Annotated in this window: 22 protein-coding genes; 7 read left to right on the top strand and 15 right to left on the bottom strand. The window is 36.4% G+C overall.

Annotated elements, in window-relative coordinates; genetic code table 11:
* Positions 1-97: 97 nt before the first annotated feature.
* Both ODE14_RS14235 and ODE14_RS14240 read right to left on the bottom strand, forming a co-directional pair.
* Positions 98-508: a BrxA/BrxB family bacilliredoxin gene (locus tag ODE14_RS14235; protein ID WP_248389297.1), complete on the bottom strand. Its 411-nt coding sequence runs from the start codon at positions 506-508 to the stop codon at positions 98-100.
* Between the two features lie 125 nt (positions 509-633).
* Positions 634-1,329 carry an NUDIX hydrolase gene (locus ODE14_RS14240; RefSeq protein ID WP_248389295.1) on the bottom strand — a complete coding sequence of 232 codons (696 nt, stop codon included), beginning with the start codon at positions 1,327-1,329 and terminating at the stop codon, positions 634-636.
* A 122-nt stretch (positions 1,330-1,451) separates the two neighbouring features.
* Here ODE14_RS14240 and ODE14_RS14245 point away from each other — a divergent pair, with 122 nt between their 5' ends.
* Complete coding sequence (locus ODE14_RS14245; protein WP_248389293.1) at positions 1,452-2,093, top strand: DUF1579 domain-containing protein; 642 nt, start codon at positions 1,452-1,454, stop codon at positions 2,091-2,093.
* A 139-nt stretch (positions 2,094-2,232) separates the two neighbouring features.
* Positions 2,233-2,442 carry a hypothetical protein gene (locus ODE14_RS14250; RefSeq protein WP_248389291.1) on the top strand — a complete coding sequence of 70 codons (210 nt, stop codon included), beginning with the start codon at positions 2,233-2,235 and terminating at the stop codon, positions 2,440-2,442.
* Between the two features lie 41 nt (positions 2,443-2,483).
* Here ODE14_RS14250 and lepA read toward each other — a convergent pair whose 3' ends face one another.
* The 4 genes from lepA to ODE14_RS14270 form a co-directional block, all read right to left on the bottom strand.
* Complete coding sequence (lepA, locus tag ODE14_RS14255) at positions 2,484-4,280, bottom strand: translation elongation factor 4 (protein ID WP_169231635.1); 1,797 nt, start codon at positions 4,278-4,280, stop codon at positions 2,484-2,486.
* Between the two features lie 464 nt (positions 4,281-4,744).
* On the bottom strand, positions 4,745-5,242 hold the full coding sequence (locus ODE14_RS14260; RefSeq protein WP_248389289.1) for a hypothetical protein: 498 nt from the start codon (positions 5,240-5,242) through the stop codon (positions 4,745-4,747).
* A gap of 8 nt (positions 5,243-5,250) precedes the next feature.
* Entirely contained in the window at positions 5,251-5,877 is a 627-nt protein-coding gene (locus tag ODE14_RS14265) for a hypothetical protein (protein ID WP_263601902.1), read from the bottom strand.
* An 18-nt stretch (positions 5,878-5,895) separates the two neighbouring features.
* Positions 5,896-6,447: an RNA polymerase sigma factor gene (locus tag ODE14_RS14270; RefSeq protein ID WP_248389282.1), complete on the bottom strand. Its 552-nt coding sequence runs from the start codon at positions 6,445-6,447 to the stop codon at positions 5,896-5,898.
* A 333-nt stretch (positions 6,448-6,780) separates the two neighbouring features.
* On the opposite strand from ODE14_RS14270, the gene ODE14_RS14275 reads away from it, so the two are divergent.
* The 4 genes from ODE14_RS14275 to ODE14_RS14290 all read left to right on the top strand — a co-directional run bounded on the left by ODE14_RS14275 (position 6,781) and on the right by ODE14_RS14290 (position 11,300).
* Positions 6,781-7,530, top strand: coding sequence for a Rossmann-like and DUF2520 domain-containing protein (locus ODE14_RS14275; protein ID WP_263601903.1), 750 nt, complete (start codon positions 6,781-6,783; stop codon positions 7,528-7,530).
* Positions 7,520-8,038, top strand: coding sequence for a KdsC family phosphatase (locus tag ODE14_RS14280; RefSeq protein ID WP_248389278.1), 519 nt, complete (start codon positions 7,520-7,522; stop codon positions 8,036-8,038). The genes ODE14_RS14275 and ODE14_RS14280 overlap by 11 nt, the downstream gene beginning before the upstream one ends.
* Positions 8,039-8,048: 10 nt before the next feature.
* A complete protein-coding gene (locus ODE14_RS14285) occupies positions 8,049-8,603 on the top strand; it encodes a Maf family protein (RefSeq protein WP_263601904.1) in 555 nt (184 codons plus the stop codon).
* Between the two features lie 87 nt (positions 8,604-8,690).
* Complete coding sequence (locus ODE14_RS14290) at positions 8,691-11,300, top strand: tetratricopeptide repeat protein (protein ID WP_263601905.1); 2,610 nt, start codon at positions 8,691-8,693, stop codon at positions 11,298-11,300.
* A gap of 13 nt (positions 11,301-11,313) precedes the next feature.
* Here the strand turns inward: ODE14_RS14290 and tsaB are convergent, their stop codons facing one another.
* From tsaB to rpiB, 8 genes are all read right to left on the bottom strand, one after another.
* Positions 11,314-11,997, bottom strand: a complete 684-nt coding sequence (tsaB, locus tag ODE14_RS14295; protein WP_263601906.1) for a tRNA (adenosine(37)-N6)-threonylcarbamoyltransferase complex dimerization subunit type 1 TsaB — start codon at positions 11,995-11,997, stop codon at positions 11,314-11,316.
* 34 nt (positions 11,998-12,031) lie between these two features.
* Positions 12,032-12,232 (bottom strand): hypothetical protein, encoded by a 201-nt coding sequence (locus ODE14_RS14300; RefSeq protein WP_263601907.1) that lies wholly within the window; start codon positions 12,230-12,232, stop codon positions 12,032-12,034.
* 235 nt (positions 12,233-12,467) lie between these two features.
* A complete protein-coding gene (locus tag ODE14_RS14305) occupies positions 12,468-13,217 on the bottom strand; it encodes an SDR family NAD(P)-dependent oxidoreductase (protein ID WP_248389268.1) in 750 nt (249 codons plus the stop codon).
* Between the two features lie 72 nt (positions 13,218-13,289).
* The gene (locus ODE14_RS14310; protein WP_248389266.1) at positions 13,290-13,661 is read right to left on the bottom strand and encodes a YraN family protein; all 372 of its coding nucleotides are present in this window, start codon (positions 13,659-13,661) and stop codon (positions 13,290-13,292) included.
* Between the two features lie 72 nt (positions 13,662-13,733).
* On the bottom strand, positions 13,734-14,669 hold the full coding sequence (locus ODE14_RS14315; RefSeq protein ID WP_263601908.1) for a S66 peptidase family protein: 936 nt from the start codon (positions 14,667-14,669) through the stop codon (positions 13,734-13,736).
* A complete protein-coding gene (locus tag ODE14_RS14320; protein WP_248389262.1) occupies positions 14,666-15,352 on the bottom strand; it encodes a LysE family translocator in 687 nt (228 codons plus the stop codon). The genes ODE14_RS14315 and ODE14_RS14320 overlap by 4 nt, the downstream gene beginning before the upstream one ends.
* 208 nt (positions 15,353-15,560) lie before the next feature.
* Positions 15,561-17,714, bottom strand: a complete 2,154-nt coding sequence (gene rnr / locus ODE14_RS14325) for a ribonuclease R (protein WP_263601909.1) — start codon at positions 17,712-17,714, stop codon at positions 15,561-15,563.
* Positions 17,715-18,076: 362 nt separating this feature from the next.
* Positions 18,077-18,511 carry a ribose 5-phosphate isomerase B gene (gene rpiB, locus ODE14_RS14330; protein ID WP_263601910.1) on the bottom strand — a complete coding sequence of 145 codons (435 nt, stop codon included), beginning with the start codon at positions 18,509-18,511 and terminating at the stop codon, positions 18,077-18,079.
* 639 nt (positions 18,512-19,150) lie between these two features.
* Here rpiB and ODE14_RS14335 point away from each other — a divergent pair.
* The gene (locus tag ODE14_RS14335) at positions 19,151-20,341 is read left to right on the top strand and encodes a phosphoglycerate kinase (protein WP_263601911.1); all 1,191 of its coding nucleotides are present in this window, start codon (positions 19,151-19,153) and stop codon (positions 20,339-20,341) included.
* A gap of 219 nt (positions 20,342-20,560) precedes the next feature.
* Here ODE14_RS14335 and ODE14_RS14340 read toward each other — a convergent pair whose 3' ends face one another.
* A complete protein-coding gene (locus ODE14_RS14340) occupies positions 20,561-21,382 on the bottom strand; it encodes a class I SAM-dependent methyltransferase (RefSeq protein WP_263601912.1) in 822 nt (273 codons plus the stop codon).
* Positions 21,383-21,441 lie beyond the last annotated feature (59 nt).

The raw sequence follows: 21,441 nt of genomic DNA on the forward strand, positions 1-21,441 counted from the left end.
ATATAACAATATTTGTATTTTCAGGGAATATTTTATTATGTTAAAATAAAAAACCGTTACTTCATCAGTAACGGTTTCTATTAAATATAATTTTTTATTAGCAGTATTCATCGTAGGCTGCCTGAAGGTTGGCTGCAATTGCTCCTGCAGGGTTTCCTTCAATATGGTGTCTTTCCAGCATGTGAACCAGCTCACCATCCTTGAAAAGAGCTACACAAGGCGAACTCGGCGGAAAAGGGGCAAGGTGTTTTCTTGCTTCCACCACTGCTTCTGTATCGAAACCGGCAAAAACGGTTGTAAGATGATCCGGTTTTTTATCTCCTGTTAAAGAATAAACGACTCCGGGTCTTGCCGCTCCTGCTGCACATCCACAAACGGAATTGATTACCAAAAGGGTTGTTCCGCTTTGTTTTAATGCTTCTTCTACTTGTGACGGAGTGGTCAGGTCTTCGAAACCTTTATCTGTAAGTTCAGCCTTCATAGGCATTACTAAATCTGTTGGATACATATTTTTGTTTTTAATTCAGGTACAAATTTAAGCAATTCTTTAGTTTTGTTCAATATATAAAAACTATCAGTCTCTTTAGTAAATGAAATGGTTTTAATAAAATTTTACATTCTAAGCCATTAGTATTATTTAATTTCAAAATAAAATCCCTGTTCTTCCAGCTCTTTGTATTTTTTTTGATTAAAAGTAAAAAGTCTTCCGGGTCTGCCGCTGCCTTGCTTTTTAACGTTTTCGGTTTCATTTAAAAGTCCGTAGCTCATGATTTTTTTCCGGAAATTCCGGCGGTCAATTTCCTGTCCTACAATAGTTTTATATAAATTTTCAAGGTCTGAAAATGGAAATTCTTCATTCAATAAATTAAATCCTATCGGCTGATACTGGATTTTGGTACGAAGTCTTTTTAATGCCGTATCAATAATGATCTGATGATCAAAAGCGAGCTCGGGAAGTTCATTGACACTGAACCACTGGGCATCATCTGCATCGGAATCAGCAGAAAGGTTGTGATAAGAAGGATTTACCAACCCCAGATATGTTACGGAAACCACTCTGTTTCTCGGATCGCGTCCCACGTTTCCGAAAGTATAGAGCTGCTCCAGAAAATCCGGCTTTATACCGGCTTCCTCATACAATTCTCTTTTCACGGCATCATCCAGGCTTTCATCATCAAGAACCAGTCCTCCGGGAAGCGCCCAACTTCCTTTAAAAGGTTCAATATTTCTTTTAATAAGGAGAATCTGAAGATCCTTTTTATCAAAGTATCCGAAAACAACAGCATCTACTGCTACTTTTATATCCTGTAACTTTTTTGGAGTATTCATTATGCTGATTTGTGTTGTGAATACACAAAATTACAATTTAGAGAAATAGTATCACATTAAAATAAAATTTATTTGATCCTTATTTTTTATTACATTTATAAACAACTTAAAACGAATTAATTATGAAAAAATTATTACTTGCTGCTTTTGCAGCTTCCGTATTTATCGGATGCGATAAAGTGAAAATGGATGTAAAAACTTCATCCGATGCAACGGATTCTACAGCAAATGAAGAATGGAAACCTGTAGATTCTGCAACGGCTACAAAAGCCTGGATGGATTATGCAACTCCGGGAGAAATGCAAAAAATGCTTGCCAAATCAGACGGAAACTGGGTAGGTGAAACTAAAATGTGGATGGAAAACGGAAGCCAGCCTATGATGAGCAAATCTGAAGCAACCAATAAAATGGTTTTTGACGGACGTTACCAGATGAGCACGCATAAAGGTGATATGATGGGAATGCCTTTTGAAGGAATCAGTATCGTAGGCTATGACAATTCAAAGAAAAAATTTGTAAGCTCATGGATCGACAATATGGGAACCGGAATTATGAATATGGAAGGCATATGGAATGCCTCTACAAAATCTATAGAATTTAAAGGAAAAATGACGGATCCATCAAGACCTGGTAAAGACTGTAATGTAAGGGAAATTTACACATTTGTAGACGATAACACCCAAAAAATGGAAATGTATGGTCCTGATGCTAAAACAGGAAAAGAGTTTAAGACCATGGAAATAAACTACACCCGAAAAAAATAATAAATCATCAGTAGATTTCCGGTAACAAAATAGTGATTTTACGTATTGATTTCCTGAATATTATATTCAATTTTGGTATACACAAAAGGTAACGCCGAAATCCTGAAAAAGTAGGCATTAGAAACTAATTTACACCATTATGAAATCAGTATTAAGAGTATTTATTGTACTCATCATTATTATTGGCGGCGTTCTCATCATTGTTGCAGGAAAAAAGCCTTTTCCCGAACCGGAATGTCTCGTTTGCGGTCCTAATCTTGTGAGAATTTTAGGGATTGCTGAAATAATCCTGGGATTGGGAGCTTTGGTGATTCAGGGGAATCTTATAGAAAAGCAGAGAAATCTCTGAAAATAAAAAGACCGATAGTTGGAGTATCGGTCTTTTTTATATTAATCATTCAGTTTAAGAACGGCCATGAACGCTGATTGCGGTACTTCTACTCTACCAATCTGTTTCATTTTCTTTTTCCCTTCTTTCTGCTTCTCCAAAAGTTTTCTCTTTCTGGAAATATCTCCTCCGTAACATTTTGCGGTAACGTCTTTTCTTAACGCTTTAATGGTTTCCCTTGCAATAACTTTTGTTCCCAGTGCGGCCTGAACGGCAATATCAAACTGCTGTCTTGGGATCAGTTCACGAAGCTTTTCACACATTTTTTTACCGATGTGATAGGCATTGGAATCGTGAATCAGGGAAGACAAAGCATCTACCATGTCTCCATTGATCAGGATGTCCATTTTCACAAGCTTGGAAGCCCTGAATCCGATCGGATGGTAGTCGAATGAAGCATAGCCTTTAGAAATTGATTTTAAGCGGTCATAAAAGTCGAAAACCACTTCTGCCAAAGGCATATTGAAAACCAATTCTACTCTTTCTGAAGTCAGATAGCTCTGGTTAACGATTTCACCTCTTTTTTCGATACACAGAGTCATTACCGCACCTACAAAATCTGATTTTGTAATGATGGACGCTTTAATGAAAGGCTCTTCTACCCTGTCCATAATCGTAGGATCCATCATTTCTGATGGGTTGTTGATCAAAATTGGAACTTCCGGTTCTCTTTTGGAATATCCAAAATAAGATACGTTGGGAACCGTTGTAATCACGTTCATATTAAACTCACGGTCAAGCCTTTCCTGAACAATTTCCATGTGAAGCATTCCTAAAAATCCGCATCGGAAACCAAATCCTAATGCTGCTGAACTTTCCGGTTCAAAAACAAGGGAAGCATCATTCAGTCTCAACTTTTCAAGAGAGAATCTGAGTTCTTCAAAATCTTCAGAATCAATAGGATAAATTCCGGCGAAAACCATTGGCTTTACTTCCTCAAATCCTTCAATCGGTCCATCTGCAGGATTTTCAAATGAAGTGATGGTATCTCCTACTTTTACTTCTCGGGCATCTTTTATCCCCGAAATCAAATAGCCTACATCTCCACACTGGATTGTTTTCTTCGGAACCTGCTTCAGCTTCAGAGTTCCCACTTCATCCGCTCCGTATTCTTTTCCTGTTGCGAAAAATTTAACCTTTTCATTTTTAGAAATACTTCCGTTCACCACTTTAAAATAAGCCTCAATCCCTCTGAAAGGGTTGTAAACCGAGTCAAAAATCAGCGCCTGAAGCGGGCCGTCGGGATTTCCTACCGGAGCCGGAATTCTTTCAACAATTTGCTCAAGCAAATGATGAACTCCTTCTCCTGTTTTACCTGAAACTCTTAATACATCTTCATATTCACAGCCGATAAGGTTCATGATTTCATCGGTTACTTCTTCCGGATTTGCCGAAGGAAGATCGATTTTATTCAGAATCGGGATGATGGTTAAATCATTTTCCAAAGCTAAATATAAGTTACTAATAGTTTGTGCCTGAATACTTTGTGCTGCATCTACAATCAAAAGCGCCCCTTCACAGGCAGCAATGGAACGGGAAACCTCATAAGAGAAATCTACGTGTCCCGGTGTATCAATAAGGTTTAAAATATATTTTTCTCCTTTGTATTCATAATCCATCTGGATTGCGTGAGATTTGATGGTGATCCCACGTTCTTTCTCCAAATCCATATCATCCAGGGTCTGAGACTGCAATTCTCTTTGGGTCACCGTGTTGGTATACTCCAAAAGACGGTCTGCCAAGGTACTTTTACCGTGATCAATATGAGCGATTATGCAAAAATTTCGTATGTTTTTCATTTAAGAATCTTGTAATTTGCAAAGATAATAAAATGCAGGATAATTCCTTGCTCTAATTTTTAGTGTGTATTATTTACTTTAACTAATATAACCTGTTTAACTTATTTAAGACTGAATTAAATAAACATTCTTATGTTATTTAGCTTTACCAAAGTCTTCGGGTAAGAGGTAATGTCCTGTAAGAGGATCCAATGCCTTCTCAGTTTCTGCCATTGCCTATATGCATGTCTGGCCTTTGGTCAATTACTGTAAATGTTTTAACAGAATTATTTTTATCACTGATTGATTTGGAAAGCTCTATTATTTCGATTTTCTGTGCAGATAAGATTGTACAGAAGAATAGAAAGAAAAGTATATGTTTCATGGTATAAATTTCCGCAAAACTAAGAATAACTTTAAATTAAACGACTCCCACAATAAATTGCAAGAGTCGTCCAACATTAAAAAAATAAACTATTATGGTTTTATCTTTGTCTTGTAGCGTTATTTCCGCGAGGTTTTCTTTCATTTACCTTTTCCCTCATCATACCCTCTGTCTGAAAAAGCTTCAAGACTTTTTGGCAAGGAATTACCTGCTGCATTTTATCAGCGTATTTTTTCCTGTTATCCAAAAGCTTCTGCCCTACTTCAAAACTTTGCTGAAGCTTGGCTTTAGCCTCTTCATCAGATAAATTATCAGGATTAAAATCAGAATTAAACTGGTTTTTGATCTGTTTCTGGCTTTCGAGATATTCGTTGTAAATATCTGTGAATTCATCTTTATCACCGGGATCTATATCCAGATTATCCATCACCATATTATTTCTGAATTTAGTCAGAAGTGCTTTTCTTTCTTCAGGAGAAAGACTGTTAATGACCTCTTTCCTCTGTTTGGGGTCCATTTTTTTCCAGTCATAATCCGTTCTTTGGGCATTAAGACCAAATCCACAGATTATTAAAAGCGTAAATAATATCTTTTTCATCTTTCTTTTTAATTATACAAATCCAAATAAACGTCCTGCGTTGAATTACTTGCCAGTTCCGAAATTTCAGAACTTGTGAATGAATCAAGATATTCGTTCATCTGAGTTTCCTGCTTCTTGGAAGCTGATTTTACAGGCTGAGCTTCGGTTTTTTGCTGTTTCCCGGTTTCTTTCTTTGCAATAGATTTATTATCATTCTGGGCTACTACTTTTTGATCATTGTTTTCAACAGAAGTTAAATCAGATTGCAGGGTTTCATAAGCGATTTCGCTTTCCGTTTTGGGCTCATTAACAGCATAAGTGACATTTTCATCTCCGTTTGCTTTTGTAGCTTCATTATCAGAAGTGAAAACAAAAGTCGCTCCAAAAATCAATGCCAAAGATGCAACAACGGCATAGGCCCAGTTAAGTCTGAAAACAGGTGCCTGTTTGCGGGAGATCACTTTATTTATTACATGATTCTGAACATCATCATACATATTTTCAGAAACGGTATAAATATTTTTACGTTCCAGCTTTTCCAGATCAAAATCATTCAGCCCGCTTAATACTTTCCCCTGAATATTTTCAAATAAATTTTCAGGTACTGTGTAAATATTTTTACGTTCTAATTTTTCTATGTCGAACTCTTTCATTGTCAGTTGTCTCAAAAATTATCTCTCGTAATTTTCTTTAATATATTCTTCAATTTTTTGTTTGGCATAATGATAATTTGTTTTCAGAGTTCCTACGGACATATCTACGATTTTAGATATTTCTTCGTAAGGCAAATCATCATAATACCGCATCATAAATACCAGTTTCTGCTTTTCAGGCAGGCTTTGTATGGCTTTCTGTAACAAAATCTGTATTTCTTCAGCGTCTTCGCCTGCATTATCTGCAACAAGATTCTGCATGTGATATTCCGGATCTTCATCAGTTTTCTGCATTTTTTTCAGTTTATTGATCTGCTGCAACGCCTCATTGGTTGCAATTCTGTACAACCATGTATACAATTGGCTGTCATTTTTAAACTGATGAAAATTCTGATAAGCTTTAATAAAAGTCTCCTGCAAAGTGTCCTGAGCAAGATCTCCGTCCACAATAATTCTTCTTATGTGCCAATACAATCTGCTTTGATAAGCATCCATCAAAGCGCGAACTCCTTTTTCCTGAGTTCGTGGATGTTGCATCAACGAAATAATTTCCGCGTCCTTAATCTTCATAAGATGCTTTCATTGTTTTGGATTACAAAAATAACTGAAAGTTAAATTAAGTATTCAATTTTTAGTCCAATATACTCATTATTTATAAATATTTATTTGCATGAATCTCATGAATATTGTATTTGTGCTGATGCATTTTCCTTTTTAATGTTATGTTAAATTGTATATCAATAAATTGTTTCAGTCTAAACGGTCAGAATAAATTAAAACTTAATCATTTTAATTTCAATTGATATTACACCGTTGAAAATATCTTGAAAGAATTTTAAAACAGCAATCAAAAAACTTCTGTCTTCTCTCTCCCATCTTCCATCTAAATCATATCTTTGTTAGATGCAAATTGTAATTATCGGTTCCGGAAATGTGGCCTATCACCTGGCGAAAGCTTTTGTCCTCAACAACATTCCTTTAGCCCAGATTTTCGGCAGGAACGAAGAAGAGCTGCGTAAAATCTCCGGAGAGCTCAACATACATTTCTCTACGGAACACCTTCAGGAAGCAGATCTTTATATCATCTGCGTAAGTGACCGGTCTGTAGAAGATGTTTCGAAAATGATTGTGCGGAAAGACTGTCTTGTGGCACATACTTCAGGATCGTTGCCTAAAGAAATTCTGGCAGGAGATTACCGTAAAGCAAGTTTTTATCCTTTACAGACCTTTTCAAAATCCAAAGCACTGGATTATTCAAAAATTCCATTTTTTGTTGAGGCTGAAAACGAAAATGACCTCCAGACACTTTTCACGATGGCTTTTAAGATTTCAGAAAATGTTATGGAAAGTACCCATGAAAAAAGAAAATATATTCATCTGACCGCTGTCTTTGCCTGTAATTTTGTGAATCACCTTTTTGCAAGAGCTAAAGAAATTTCAGACTTGCAGGAAATTCCGTTCGATTATTTTCTGCCGCTGATTGATGAAACCGTGCAGAAAATTCATGAAATCGATCCTAAATCTGCGCAAACGGGTCCGGCGGTAAGAAATGACAGAAGAATTCTTGAGCTCCACCAGCAGCTGTTGCAGGGAGAAAGCCTTGAGATCTACAAAACCATGAATCATTCTATCAAGAAAATGTATGAGCTATAAAGAAAAATTAAAAAATATTAAAGCATTTGTATTCGATGTAGATGGTGTTTTCACAGACGGAAGCGTATATCTGCTTCCCGGAGGAAATATGTCCCGGGTAATGAATGTTCTGGACGGTTACGCTGTCGTTAAAGCATTGAAAAACAACTATGTAATTGGAGTTATTACTGGAGGGAATGACGAAATGGTAAAACACAGAATCAACTATCTCGGCATTGAAGATTATTATGCTAAATCCCATAATAAGATGGCTGATTTTGAAGATTTTAAAAAGAAACATCATCTTAAAAATGAAGAAATTCTGACGATGGGAGACGATATCCCGGATCTTCATATCATGAAAAATTCTGCCATTGCAGCATGCCCCGAAAATGCCGTTCCTGAGATCAAAGGAATTGCAGGCTATATTTCACCGGTAAAAGGAGGAAGCGGCGCCGTACGCGACGTTATCGAACAGGTGATGAAAGCCCAGGGAAAATGGCATGATGACAATACACAATCTGTCTAAAATATATTAAATGAAATTATTACTGGCGTCACAATCTCCAAGAAGAAAAGAATTACTGTCCAATCTCGGTTTTACTTTTGAGGTGGTGAAAATTGACTGTGAAGAGATTGTTCCGGAAGATATTCTGGTTGAAGATTCTGCAGCTTATCTCTCTGAACTTAAAGCCAATGCATTTCGTTCTCTGGAAGAAGGAGAAGTTCTCCTGACCGCTGATACTGTGGTTGCCATGGACAATCAGTTTCTGGGAAAACCACAAGATGAGGAAGATGCCACGAAAATGCTAAAACTCCTTTCCGGCAAGATCCATCAGGTTTATACCGGAATTACCATTAAAACCCCTGAAAAAACCGTTACAAAAACTGATGTGGCGGAGGTAGAATTTGATGATCTTACGGACAATGAAATAGAATATTATATCCGCCAGTATCAGCCTTTCGACAAAGCAGGAAGCTATGGAATCCAGGAATGGCTCGGGATGGCAAAAATAAAAAGGTTAAACGGCAGTTTTTATACCATCATGGGACTTCCTACCCATTTGGTTTACAAAATTTTGAAAGAAATATAGCAAGTTCCCACATAAAATTTTATTATTTTTACAGAATTATCAAACCGCTTTATAATAAAAAGCGGATTAGCGAGTTATATTGAAATAATGAAAAAAAATATTTTATTCCTTTTAACACTTTGTATTGTTGCTTCCTGCGCTACAAAAACCAAGAAGCCAGAGCAGCGTTCAAAGTTCATGAAAGGATTTTCAACATACTACAATACGTTATTTAACGCTAAAGACGCCTTAAATAATGAGTTTGAAACCAGAGATAAGGCCCATAAAGACAATTTCTATGCGCCTTATATTCCTATTCTTACCTATGAAGATCAGCCTTTGGGAAGTGACCTTGGACAGTCTTCTGCATTTGCAGAAAATTCCATGAAAATGGCTGAAGTAAACCGACCTTCTGGAAATAACAGCAAAAGAGGAGGGGGCCCTCCGGGAATGCCACCAGGAATGCCGGGAAATAATTCAGCAGGTACCATGGGAAATAGTTCCGGTGACCCTAACCAACCCGAACAAAAAGGCGCAACGACACTCGAAATTGCAGAAGCCAAAGCCTTAAAGGCAATCAACAAATATTCTGTAATTAAACATGGTGAAGAACAGAATAAGCAGATTTTTGATGCATACATGATTCTGGCACAGGCAAGAATTTACAGAGGGAAATCGCTGGATGCTCTTGATGCCTTAAATTATGTTTTCACCCACATGAAGGACGATAAGAGAATTCCTCTGGCAAGAATTTACCAGGGTCTCGCTTACGACCAGATTAAAAATTACCATAAAGCCCACGAAACTTTCGCCAAGCTGAAAAGTGAAAAAATCAGTAGAGAATACGAAAAATTATTAAGTATCTATTATTCTGAATCACTATTGGATGCCGGAAAAAAACAGGAAGCAGTAAAAGAGCTTGATGATGCCTTCGAACTGAACAGCAACCGGAAACTTAAGAGTAGGATCGCTTACCTGAGAGGACAGGTGTTGGAAAGTCTTAACCAGAACGAAAAAGCCAGAGAAAGCTTTATGGCTGCCTATAAATATGCCAATGATTTTGAATTTGAAGTAAAATCCCAAATCGAGATCGCTAAAACCTTTAATGGAAACGGGGATTACAGCGGGGCAAGAAAATACCTGGAGGACATCAGTAAGAAAGGAACGTACGGATCAAGAAAAAATGAATTTTATTACGCACTTGGATTAATGGCCAACAAAGCCGGAAAAAAAGAAGAAGCCCAGGAATATTTCAGAAAATCACTGAGAGAAAAGGTTTCCGACGGACAGATCCGTGGTCTTGCGTATTACGAAATAGGGAAGGGGTACCTTGACAAAAATGATTATATTGGTGCTGGCGCATATTATGATTCAGCTTTAGCGGTCATGACTTATGAGCCTTCTAAAATTCTTCTTGCAGACCAGTCTGTTTATATTAAAAAGATCTCCAAAAACTATTACCTGATCAAGAAAAACGACAGTATTCTGAACCTTGCTAAAATGTCACCGGAACAGAAAACGGACTTTTTTACCAAATACATCGCAAAAATCAAGGTAAAGGAAGAAAAAGAAGAACTGGAAAGAAGACGTGCGGAGAGAAGTAAAGGCTTTGATACAGGAGATTATAATTCAACGTCGATTTTCGCAAACAGTTCAAACTCTTTTGAGGATTTCGGAGTCGCTTCAAAAGGCTTTTATTTCGGCAATACAGGAACGGTTTCCAAGGGAACGCAAACCTTTAAACAAACCTGGGGAGAGCGTGCACTGATAGACAACTGGCGTTTTTCAAAGAAAATGGCAACCATTGAGGATATGAAAAACGATGCATTGGGAACAACTGCTGCACCGAACCCAAGACGTTTTGAACCTGCCTTTTATATCGAGCAGATTCCTACCGATATAGCCAAGCTGGACCAGCTGAAGAAGGACAGGGATACGGCTTCGTTAGGTTTGGGTGTCATGTATCAGAATTACTTCACCAATACCCCTTTAGCAACAAAAACCTTGTATGATCTTGTTGATGTAAAACCAGAGGAAAAAGTAATGCTGCAGGCTTTGTATGAAATTTTTGCAATGAATTATGAGAAAAATCCACAGGCTGCCGAAAAAGCAAAACAAATATTATTAAGAGATTATCCTTATACTTCATACGCTGAATTTGCGAGAAATCCGAAGAACAGTACTTTTGTGAAATCTTCAGCAGATGTTGAAGGACAGTATAAACAGGCCTATGCATTATATGAATCTGAAAAGTTTGCTGAAAGTAAAGATCTTATTGACAAGACCATCCAGGAATATCCAAAGGATGCGCTGGTTCCAAAACTTTATCTGCTGAATGCCTTTAATTCCGGAAAATCGAGTGGTAAAGAGGTTATGATTCTTCAACTGGAGCAGATTGCTTTAAATTACGGTAAGACGCCTGAAGGTGAGAAAGCCAAAGAAATGCTTACGTATCTTAAAAGTGATCTCAGTTTCCAGGCAACGGATAATAAAGGAAATATGATCTCTCAGAATCCCGGGAATATGACTAATGGCAATCCACAGCAGCCCAGTCAGCAGAATAATGCAACAGGAGTTCCCCAACAGCCGGGAAATAATTTACTGAACAATTCCCAGCAGAGCCAGCCAATGAACAACAACAGCAATAAATCATCTAAAATACAGAACAACAATCAGCAGCTGCAGCCTACAAATACTGTTCCTGCGAGACCTCAATAAAAAAAAGCGAAGATTACTCTTCGCTTTTATTTTTTTTCTTAACGCCATGAAAATCTTTCAGATAAAAAGGTTCGAAATAGGCTACATCCTCAAACTCTTTCTTTTCTATTTTTTCGATGGTTTTCCTAATAAGATACTGAGCAGAAGGGTAGACCTCTTCATTAAAATCAGCATTCTGAAGCTGTAAAATTCCTTTTGCTTTTTTTGCACCGTCTCCTACGAATAATATTTTTTTATCTTTCAATTCCTGAAAAGAAGTTTCATCCAAAATTTTAGCTTCGGTTACAGAGGTTTCCTGTCCTGTTTTCCCGTCATAAACGGCCGTATAAACCTCCATTCTTCTTGCATCGACCAATGGAATGATAAAATCATAATTTTTGTCTAAAAAAGGCTCTATCATACTTTCCATTGAATTGACGGCGATAAGAGGTATTTTCAGTCCATAGCAAAATCCCTTTGCCGATGATGCGCCAATTCTTAGTCCTGTGTAAGATCCCGGGCCTCTTCCCAGGGAAACCGCTTCAATGTCTTTAAGTGAAATTTCTGCACCTTCCAAAGCCCATTCTACAAAAGTATGGAGGCTTTCAGACTGTTTATAGTTTTCAGAAACTTCTTCGGTAAGGCAAAGTAGTTTTTCATTATCTGAAATAGCTACTGAACAGTTTTTTGAGGAAGTTTCGAGATATAGGATTTTCATTTTTATAATTTAAATACACTTTGCTGGTGCAAATTTATGGCTTTATTTCTATACTTTGTCGGCTCCACAGTTTCCAGAATGATTTCTCTTTTTTCCAGATTTCCAGTAAACCGAGCATCATTTCAAAATCCTGGTTTTTATACATTCCGGAAACTTTTATTTTCCTTCTTACAGAATAAACGTCGTTGTACTTTTTAGCCTCGTATATTTCAATCTGTTCAATATTGCTGTACATTACTTTTTTCGAATTAAAATCCTTTTTAAATCTTCAAAATTCTGCACCCACCCGTTTGAATGGCCAAAAGAAACATCCGGACAGAGAAGAGTCAAAACTTTTTCATCATTATTTTCCATCAGTTGATCCAACCGGTGAATATTTTCCGCCAATTTTGGTTCTAATGAAATTTGTACTGTTTGAGCATTCCAAAAACAGCTAAAAACAATCAGAAATAAAGAGAAAGCTATTTTCATTATTTTCTGTAAATCGTTCTCGGCTCTGCCTGAGCAGTAGGGTAGATGGTCATATCCGAAATACAGACATGTTTCGGAGCATTGATACAATAAGCTATAGAATCTGCGATATCTTCGGCTTTCAGTGGCTCATAACCTGCATAAACAGTAGCTGCCCTTTCCTCATCTCCTTTGAATCTTACCACTGAAAAATCTGTTTCTACAGCTCCCGGCTGGATGTTTGTAATTTTAATTCCGAATTCCGTAAGCTCAATTCTCATTCCTTCCGAAATAACATCAACGGCTTTTTTGGTGGCACAATATACAACGCCATTGGCATACGTTTGTCTCGCTGCAACTGAACTGATATTCACAATATGTCCCGAATTTCTTTCTTTCATTCCCGGAATAATCATTTTGGAAACATATAAAAGTCCTTTCACATTTCCATCAATCATAGAGTCCCAATCATCGGTTTTTCCTGCTGAAAGCGGATCCAGTCCGTGTGCATTTCCGGCATTGTTGATTAGAACATCAATATCTTTCCATTCTTCAGGAAGGGAATTAATGGCTGTTTCCACTTCTTCCAAATTTCGTACATCAAACCTTAAACTAAAAATTTCAGTGAATTGTGAAAGTTCCTTTTTCAGCGATTCAAGAACTTCAGATCTTCTGCCACAGATGATGATCCTGTTGCCTTGTTTTGCGAGAAGTTCTGCTGTAGATTTTCCTATTCCGGAAGTTGCTCCGGTGATTAATATTGTTTTCATAAAAAATAAATTTCAAATATACCAATGTAACAATTTTCCAATATAACAATCATTGATACATTTTTAAATTAGTTAGTTGGCATCGAATGCTTCAAATGCATCCTGAATATGTTCAATGGTCAGGTTTTGTTTTTCATCGGGAAGAACAGAAATTATATCAAAGCGTACTTCGTTCAACACATTAAATTCCTGTAAATAATAATCCGCAGCAGAAACCAGCAGCTTAATTTTTTTCTTATTCACCGATTCCTGAGGGAGATTAAAAACATCGGTAGACCGCGCTTTGACTTCGCAAATAATAATCAGGTTATCTTTTGCTGCAATAATATCGATTTCTGCTTTCTGATACCGGAAGTTTCTCGCAAGGATTTTATAGCCGTTTTTTAATAAAAAGTCAGCAGCGAGATCTTCTGCTTTTTTTCCAAAATCATTGTGTTGTGCCATTTTGTGTGGAAGGTTTGAGAGTTTTAGTGTCTTGCGTTTTAGAGTAAATATTAAAATATATTATAAATTATTCTATTTTTCAAACTCAATCTTAACATGATCCTCAACCTTTAAGTTCACATTTCCTCCAATAATTAAAGGTCTGTTGTCTTTAATATGACCATTTGGAAATGCGAAAACTACAGGAAAATCATACTTTGAAACTCTTTCAGAAATGAGCTGATAAGCAAATTCATCAAAACTGTCATTGTACGCTGTATTTTCTTTTTCATTTCCCATATTGGTCATCCCACCAATAATCAATCCTTTGATTTTTTTGAATACGCCGCCCAGTTCCAGACTCATCATCATTCTGTCTAAAGCATAAAAGTTTTCACCAATATCTTCAATAAAAAGGATTCTGTTTTTAAACTTAAATGAATAATCGGTTCCCAAAAGCGCGTAAACCAGTGCTAAATTACCTCCAATCAATTGACCCTCACAGGAACCCATTTTATTAAAATGATGAGATTCTAAGACATAATGAGGCATTTTCCCCTCTAAAATATCAAAAATCAATCTGTAGCTTTCATCTGTTACCCCAAAGCTTGAGGTTTTTACCGTCTGTCCATGAATAGATGCAAATCCTTTTTTCAATAAATAGCTTTGAATAACAGTATTATCGGAATATCCAATATACCATTTCGGATTTTCGGAAAAGTTTTTAAGGTGAATGCTCTCGAGCAGATGCTGACAGCCATAACCTCCTCTTGATGCCCAAATAGCTGCTATTTCACTGTCATTAAAAGCCCAGTTGATATCATCAATTCTTTGTTTTTCCGTTCCTGCATAATTGTAGCCTTTCGAAAAGCTATTGTAGAGATATTCTCCAAAAACAGGTTCATAACCTTTATTTCGGATCATTTCTATGCTTTTTTCAAGCTGGGACGGTTCTACTGCGCCTGCGGGCGATATTATGGCTATTTTATCGCCTTTTTTTAATGGTTTCGGGAAAGTTATTTTTTTCATTTTTCTCTGTGATATTTTACTTCGGTTTTTTCGGCTTCTTCCAGCCTTTTATCGAACTGATTGAATTTTTTAAAGCTTTGTAAAAAAATAAAGAAACTGAAGATAATGAGAATTCCGCCTACAATTCTTCTTATTCTGTTGGCAAGTTTCTGTGTGAGCTTATCATGAAACTGTTTGGCGAGAAAAATTTTAGCCAGATCAATACATAAATAGGTAGCAATCACGACACCGATGTATAGAATAAAATTGCCGGTATCGGGATACTGATTTCTTACTGAGATTACCGTTACCAGCCAGAAAAGAATGACCCCCACATTAAGGAGATTAAAGAAAAAACCATTCATAAAGGTTTTAAAATAATTCTGACTGATGAATTTCTCTTCTCCAGGAATATGCATTTTGGTCCTCGTCACCATCATTACCACACCATAGACAAAGATGAGAATGGCTGTGATTCTGTAAAAACCCGGATGCTTATCAATTAAAGTTACAATATCGGCACTTGCATAGTAGGCTGCGAGAATACAGAGAAGATCTGCAGAGATTACTCCGATATCCAAAGCTAATGCGTGTTTTGGTCCTCTGGAAAAGCTGGTTTCTATTAGAAGGAAAAAAATAGGTCCTATAAAAACCAGGCTCAGCATGAATCCTAATACGATGGCAGATAATATAAGTTCAAACATCAAGTAATTTTTTAAATGAAAATCTGAATTTCCATTCCATTTATACAAATGTAAACTTTATGATTTAATTATTCAATAACTATGGATTTAAGAAAAGTATTATTTAAAATAATTTCATTCAAATTATTATTATTTTTAACTATAAAAACAAAAAATCCGTTTCACTTTAATGTAAAACGGAAATTATTATTAAAATTTTAAATATTTATTACTCTACAATCTTAAAATCAAGCTGTTTCTGGATAAGGTTTGCTTTCACTACTTTGATTTGTACCTGATCTCCCAGCTGATAACGCTTTCCATGTCTCATACCATACACGGCGTGCGTTTTGGCATCATATGAGTAAGAATCATCCACAAGATCTCTCAGTTTAATTAAGCCTTCCGCACCGTTTTCAGGAATTTCCACCCAAAAACCAAATTCCGCTACTCCTGAAATTACGCCTGTAAAAGTTTCTCCCAGATGTTTTTCCATAAATTTCACCTGCATGAATTTAATGGAATCCCTTTCCGCATCTGCCGCTAAGCGTTCCATGGAACTGCAGTGTTTTGCTTTTTCTTCGAGCTCGGCTTTGTTTGGGGATTTTCCTCCGTCCAGATAATGCTGAAGTAAACGATGGGCAATAAGATCCGGATAACGACGGATAGGCGAGGTAAAGTGTGTGTAAAAATCGAAACCAAGTCCGTAGTGACCAATAGGTTCTGTAGAATAGACCGCTTTGCTCATGCTTCTCATGGCAAGGGTTTCAATCATATTTTCTTCGCCTTTACCTTTTACATCATGCAATAATCTATTCAAAGATTCGGCTACTTTCTTACTGTTGGCCAGATCCATTTTATATCCGAAAGTGGATACAAAATCTCTCAACGATTCCAGTTTTGCAGGATCCGGATCGTCGTGAACCCTGTATATAAAAGTATTTTGGGTAATATCTCCTTTTTTGTTCAGGGAAATAAATTCCGAAACTTTTTTATTGGCAAGCAGCATAAACTCTTCAATCAGGTGATTTGAATCTTTACTGATTTTAAAATATACACCAACCGGTTCGTTATTTTCATCAAGATTGAACCGTACTTCGCTTCTGTCGAAGGTAATTGCTCCTTTCCTGATTCGTTCTGCACGCATGATTTTTGCCAGCTTATCCAGCACATTAATTTCTTCCTGCAGATCACCTTGCTTTGTTTCGATTCTTTCCTGAGCTTCCTCATACGTGAATCTTCTGTCAGAATGGATCACCGTTCTTCCGAACCATTGCTTTTTGATATTTGCATCATCATCTAATTCGAAAACCGCTGAAAAAGTAAATTTGTCTTCATTCGGACGAAGAGAACAAACATCATTACTCAGCACTTCCGGAAGCATTGGTACAACGCGGTCTACCAGGTAAACGGAGGTTGCTCTCTGATACGCTTCATCATCCAGAATTGTTCCGGGAACCACATAATGTGATACATCAGCAATATGAACCCCGATTTCCCAATTTCCGTTTTCCAGTTTTCTGATGGAAAGCGCATCATCAAAATCTTTGGCATCTTTAGGGTCGATGGTAAAAGTTGTAATCCCACGCATATCCCAGCGTTTTGCCACTTCAGCTTCATTAATACTTCTGTCTATTTTGTCGGCATCTCTTTCTACTTCTTCAGGAAACTGGTATGGCAGCCCGTATTCAGCAAGAATAGAGTGAATTTCTGTTTCATGCTCACCCGGAGCTCCCAGTACCTGGATAATTTCTCCTTCCGGATTTTTATCGCCGGGTTTCCACTCAGTCATTTTTACGACAACCTTATCGCCATCATTAGCACCTCCAAATTTTCCTTTCGGAATAAAAATATCAGTATTGATGGTCTTTTTATCACAAACCACAAATCCGAAATCTTTATGAGCAACTACTTGAAGCGTTCCTACAAATTCTGTTCTACCTCTCTCAAGAACTTCCAGAACGGAACCTTCCAGCTTTTTACCTTTATAAGTGTAGGTTACAATTAAAACTTTGTCGCCTTGCAGGGCATCTTTCACATTTTTGGAATGAATGAAGATGTCATCTTCCAGACCTTCAACATTAACATAGGCATTTCCGGACTGGTTAAAGTCGATAACTCCCGTCAGTGTTCCTTTGATATTAAGATTAACGATATATTTTCCTTTTTCGGCTTCTTTAATTCTTTCCGTAGCCTGCAGTTTATGCAACGCCTGGATGACTAGCTCGCGCTGTCTCGGATTTTTATAGTCTATTCCTTCTGCAATCTGCTTGTAATTATAGACTTTCGTTGAATTTTCATTCATAAAACGCAGAATCAGTCTCCCGATTTCCTGCAGTTTATGATCATTTTTCTGACTTATATATTTTCTTTTTTTTGGCATTCTAAAATTATTTTTTAATATGTTCTAATGAATATCATATTTCGTTCTGTAAGCATTCCTTATTAAGAATAGTTAGAACTGTCATGGAATATTCATTAAATAATAAACTGTATCATGAGACATGTCTGAACTCATCTACAGCAACATCAATTTTCTTTCCATTTCTATCATTGATGGAACTTTTAGTTTTGCATAAATTTAATACAAAAATGGAGAAGAGTAGGGAAAACCTTTTATTAAATATCTTTAAATATAATACAGGTTCAATGGAAATGACAGGATGGTAAATCCTGCCGGACGCTGCAAATATACAAAATTAAAAACAAATAAGGCTTGTAATTTGATTTACAAGCCTTTATCGTTTAGCAGAATGCTATTTTATCAACTCTGTTTTGATGTCTTCCGCCTTCGAAGTCCGTTGAGAGAAATTTATCTACGATTTCTATTGTTAATTCTTTAGAAATGAATCTTGCAGGAATGGAAATCATATTCGCATCATTATGCTGTCTTGCCAATGAAGCGATCTCCGGCATCCAGCAAAGAGCGCAACGGATTTTCTGATGTTTGTTGGCTGTGATCTGAACTCCGTTTCCGCTTCCGCAGAATAAAATTCCAAGCTCATTTTCGCCATTTTCAACCGAAGTTGTTGCGGGATGCACAAAGTCCGGATAATCCACACTGTCTGTGGAAAACGTTCCAAAATCCTGAACTTCAAAGTTTTCTGATAAATAGTTTTTAACAATTTCTTTATATTCGAAGCCCGCATGGTCTGCGGCAATGGCAATTTTTCTTTTCATAACTGTTTATTTAGCCTTTTTAGATTTTATTTCATAGCAAAGGTAAGAATTATAACAATCTTTGTTAGTCTTTCGGGAGTAAATTGTGAAAAGCATTGTGAATAACTGTGGATAACTCCGGCAAAATAAATGTTTTGTAACATTGAAAAAATTTGTAATGGAAAGTATGACCAAAAAAAATGTTAAAATTTTCAAAAAACTTTCTGGCAGGAATTGTTGACTTTTTCCATAAATCATTTATCCATAAAGCAAATTGGGGAAAAGTTATCAATAATTGTTAGTAACGAAGTGAAAAATCAGATTTACAACCTTTTATAATGTAAATAAAATGTGAATTGAATATAAAATTACCTGTTATGAAATTTATCGTGAAAACTTATCCCCTAAATTCACATCACTCAACAACAATAGCGTATTCTTTTTTTTAAAGAGAAAAAAATTGTTGATAGCTGAATGTTGGGTTTGCGAAAAACTTTTCTGAAAACTTTTCAAAGGTTGCCGCGATTCAAAAATTTTAAAATCTTACATTTGTGAAAAGAAAAACTCAACGATATTGATGGAGCCGTCTGGCCGCAGGTTTATACAATGCTGCAGGGACAGTCGGCTGCCTAAGACCGAAGAAATAATATACATGTACATATGAAAACAATCAATGATTTCAATTTTAACGGTAAGAAAGCACTGGTAAGGGTAGATTTCAACGTTCCTCAGGATGACCAGCTGAAAGTTACAGATAATACCCGTATAGTAGCCGTAAAACCTACAGTGGATAAGATCCTGCAGGACGGTGGAGCTGTGATTCTTATGGCACACCTTGGAAGACCAAAAGGAGAGGTGAAAGATGAATTTTCACTAAAGCATATTGTAGAAGAAGTATCTCATGTTTTAGGCCATAAGGTAAAATTTGTTGATGAATGTGTAGGAGAGAAAGCTGAACAGGCAGCACAAAATCTTAATGCCGGTGAAATTCTTTTACTGGAAAATTTACGTTTTCATAAAGAGGAAGAAAAAGGAGATGAGGCTTTTGCGAAAAGTCTTTCAAAACTGGGTGATGCGTACGTGAATGATGCTTTTGGAACCGCACACAGGGCACACGCTTCTACAGCTGTAATTGCTAAATTTTTCCCTTCAACTAAATTTTTCGGTTTATTGATGGCTAAAGAACTTCAGGCGATTGATAAAGTCCTAAAATCCGGCGAACGTCCTGTAACTGCGATACTTGGAGGATCTAAAGTTTCTACTAAAATTACAATTATTGAAAACATGTTGCCGGCGGTAGATAATCTGATTATTGGTGGCGGTATGGCATTTACATTTATTAAAGCACTTGGTGGTAAGATAGGGAATTCTCTTGTAGAAGAAGATAAACTACCATTGGCGTTGGAAATTTTAGGTAAAGCCAAAGAACATAAAGTGAAAGTTTATCTGCCATCTGATACCATTATTGCAGAAAGTTTCAGCAATGATGCCGAAAGAAAAGAAGCAGATATATATTCTATCCCTGAAGGATGGATGGGTCTTGATGCGGGACCAAAATCGAGAGATCAGTTTAATGATGTACTGCTGGATTCAAGAACAATTTTATGGAACGGACCGATCGGTGTTTTTGAAATGTCGAATTTTGCTGCAGGAACTGTTGCTTTAGGAGACAGTATTGCTGAAGCGACAAGACAGGGAGCTTTCTCATTAGTTGGGGGAGGAGACAGTGTTGCATTTGTAAAGCAATTCGGATATGGTGAGAAAGTAAGCTATGTTTCTACCGGTGGTGGTGCAATGCTTGAAAGTCTTGAAGGTTTGGAGCTTCCCGGAGTGGCTGCAATTAATCAATAAGAAATTTTTCTTCATAAATAAAAAATCCAGCAAACCTGCTGGGTTTTTTATTTTGTATATTCTTAAATAAAAGGCTGAGTAAAAATTTTTAAGCAACTCTCAGAGACTTTTACTGAAAATTAAAAAAGGCTAAATATTTTCTAAATTTCATATTTACTAACAAATTTTCAGCAATATGTTGAAAAAATGACCTTCAGAAATAGGCTAAATTTCCATTTTCTACTTTTTTTCGATTATGTATATCAAACTCGAAAATTCGTTTGAAAAAAGGGCTTTTATGTTCGAAATCGTTCCGTAGATTGCTGCTTTTAGCCAAAAAATAGAAGATTTTTGATATTTTTCGCTTAACATGGAGATATAATAGGAATCAAGAACTAAAGGCTTAATCTTCCTCAATTTCCAGTTCGGTTTTTTTGAGATGAGATTTTCCATCCCCTTTTTTGTAAAATGATAAATGTGACGTGGTACATCATAGGCGGCCCAATATTCTTTATAATGTTTTGCATCATAGGAAGTAGGGTTGGGAACGGCAATAATTAGGATTCCTTTTTCCTTCAATTTTCTGTTAAATATTTCCAGCATTTCATCCTGACTTTCGATGTGCTCGAAAACATGCCAAAGGGTAATGGCATCCAGACTGTGATCATCAATAAAATTAATATCATCTAAAATTACAGCTTTAGATAATTTTCCTGCTGCTGCTTTTCTTGCATCGGAATCAGGTTCAAATCCGAACGCCTCAAAATCATTTTCTATATATTTTACAAATTCGCCGGCACCGCATCCGTAATCCAAAACTTTTGAATTTTTAGGAATTCTGTCAAGCAATATTGTTTTTTTATATTGTAAGTTGAATGATTGTAAAAATTTGTATAGCTTTTCTTTCAGACTGCCGGAATCCTGATGATGGGAAATATAATCTTCACTTTCATAATATTTTGAAATGTTAGATGGAATAGGGGAGGTCTTATAAACACCCTTAGTTTCTGTTTCCTTGATTTCAAATATTTCCTGAGAAAGAAAATGATCTTTAATTTTCATTGTAATGCGATCTTTATAAATAAAATTAAGGTGTTTGAATCTTGTTAGAAGGTTTTTAA

This window comes from Chryseobacterium sp. PET-29 (assembly GCF_025736815.1).
GTDB lineage: Bacteria > Bacteroidota > Bacteroidia > Flavobacteriales > Weeksellaceae > Chryseobacterium > Chryseobacterium nepalense.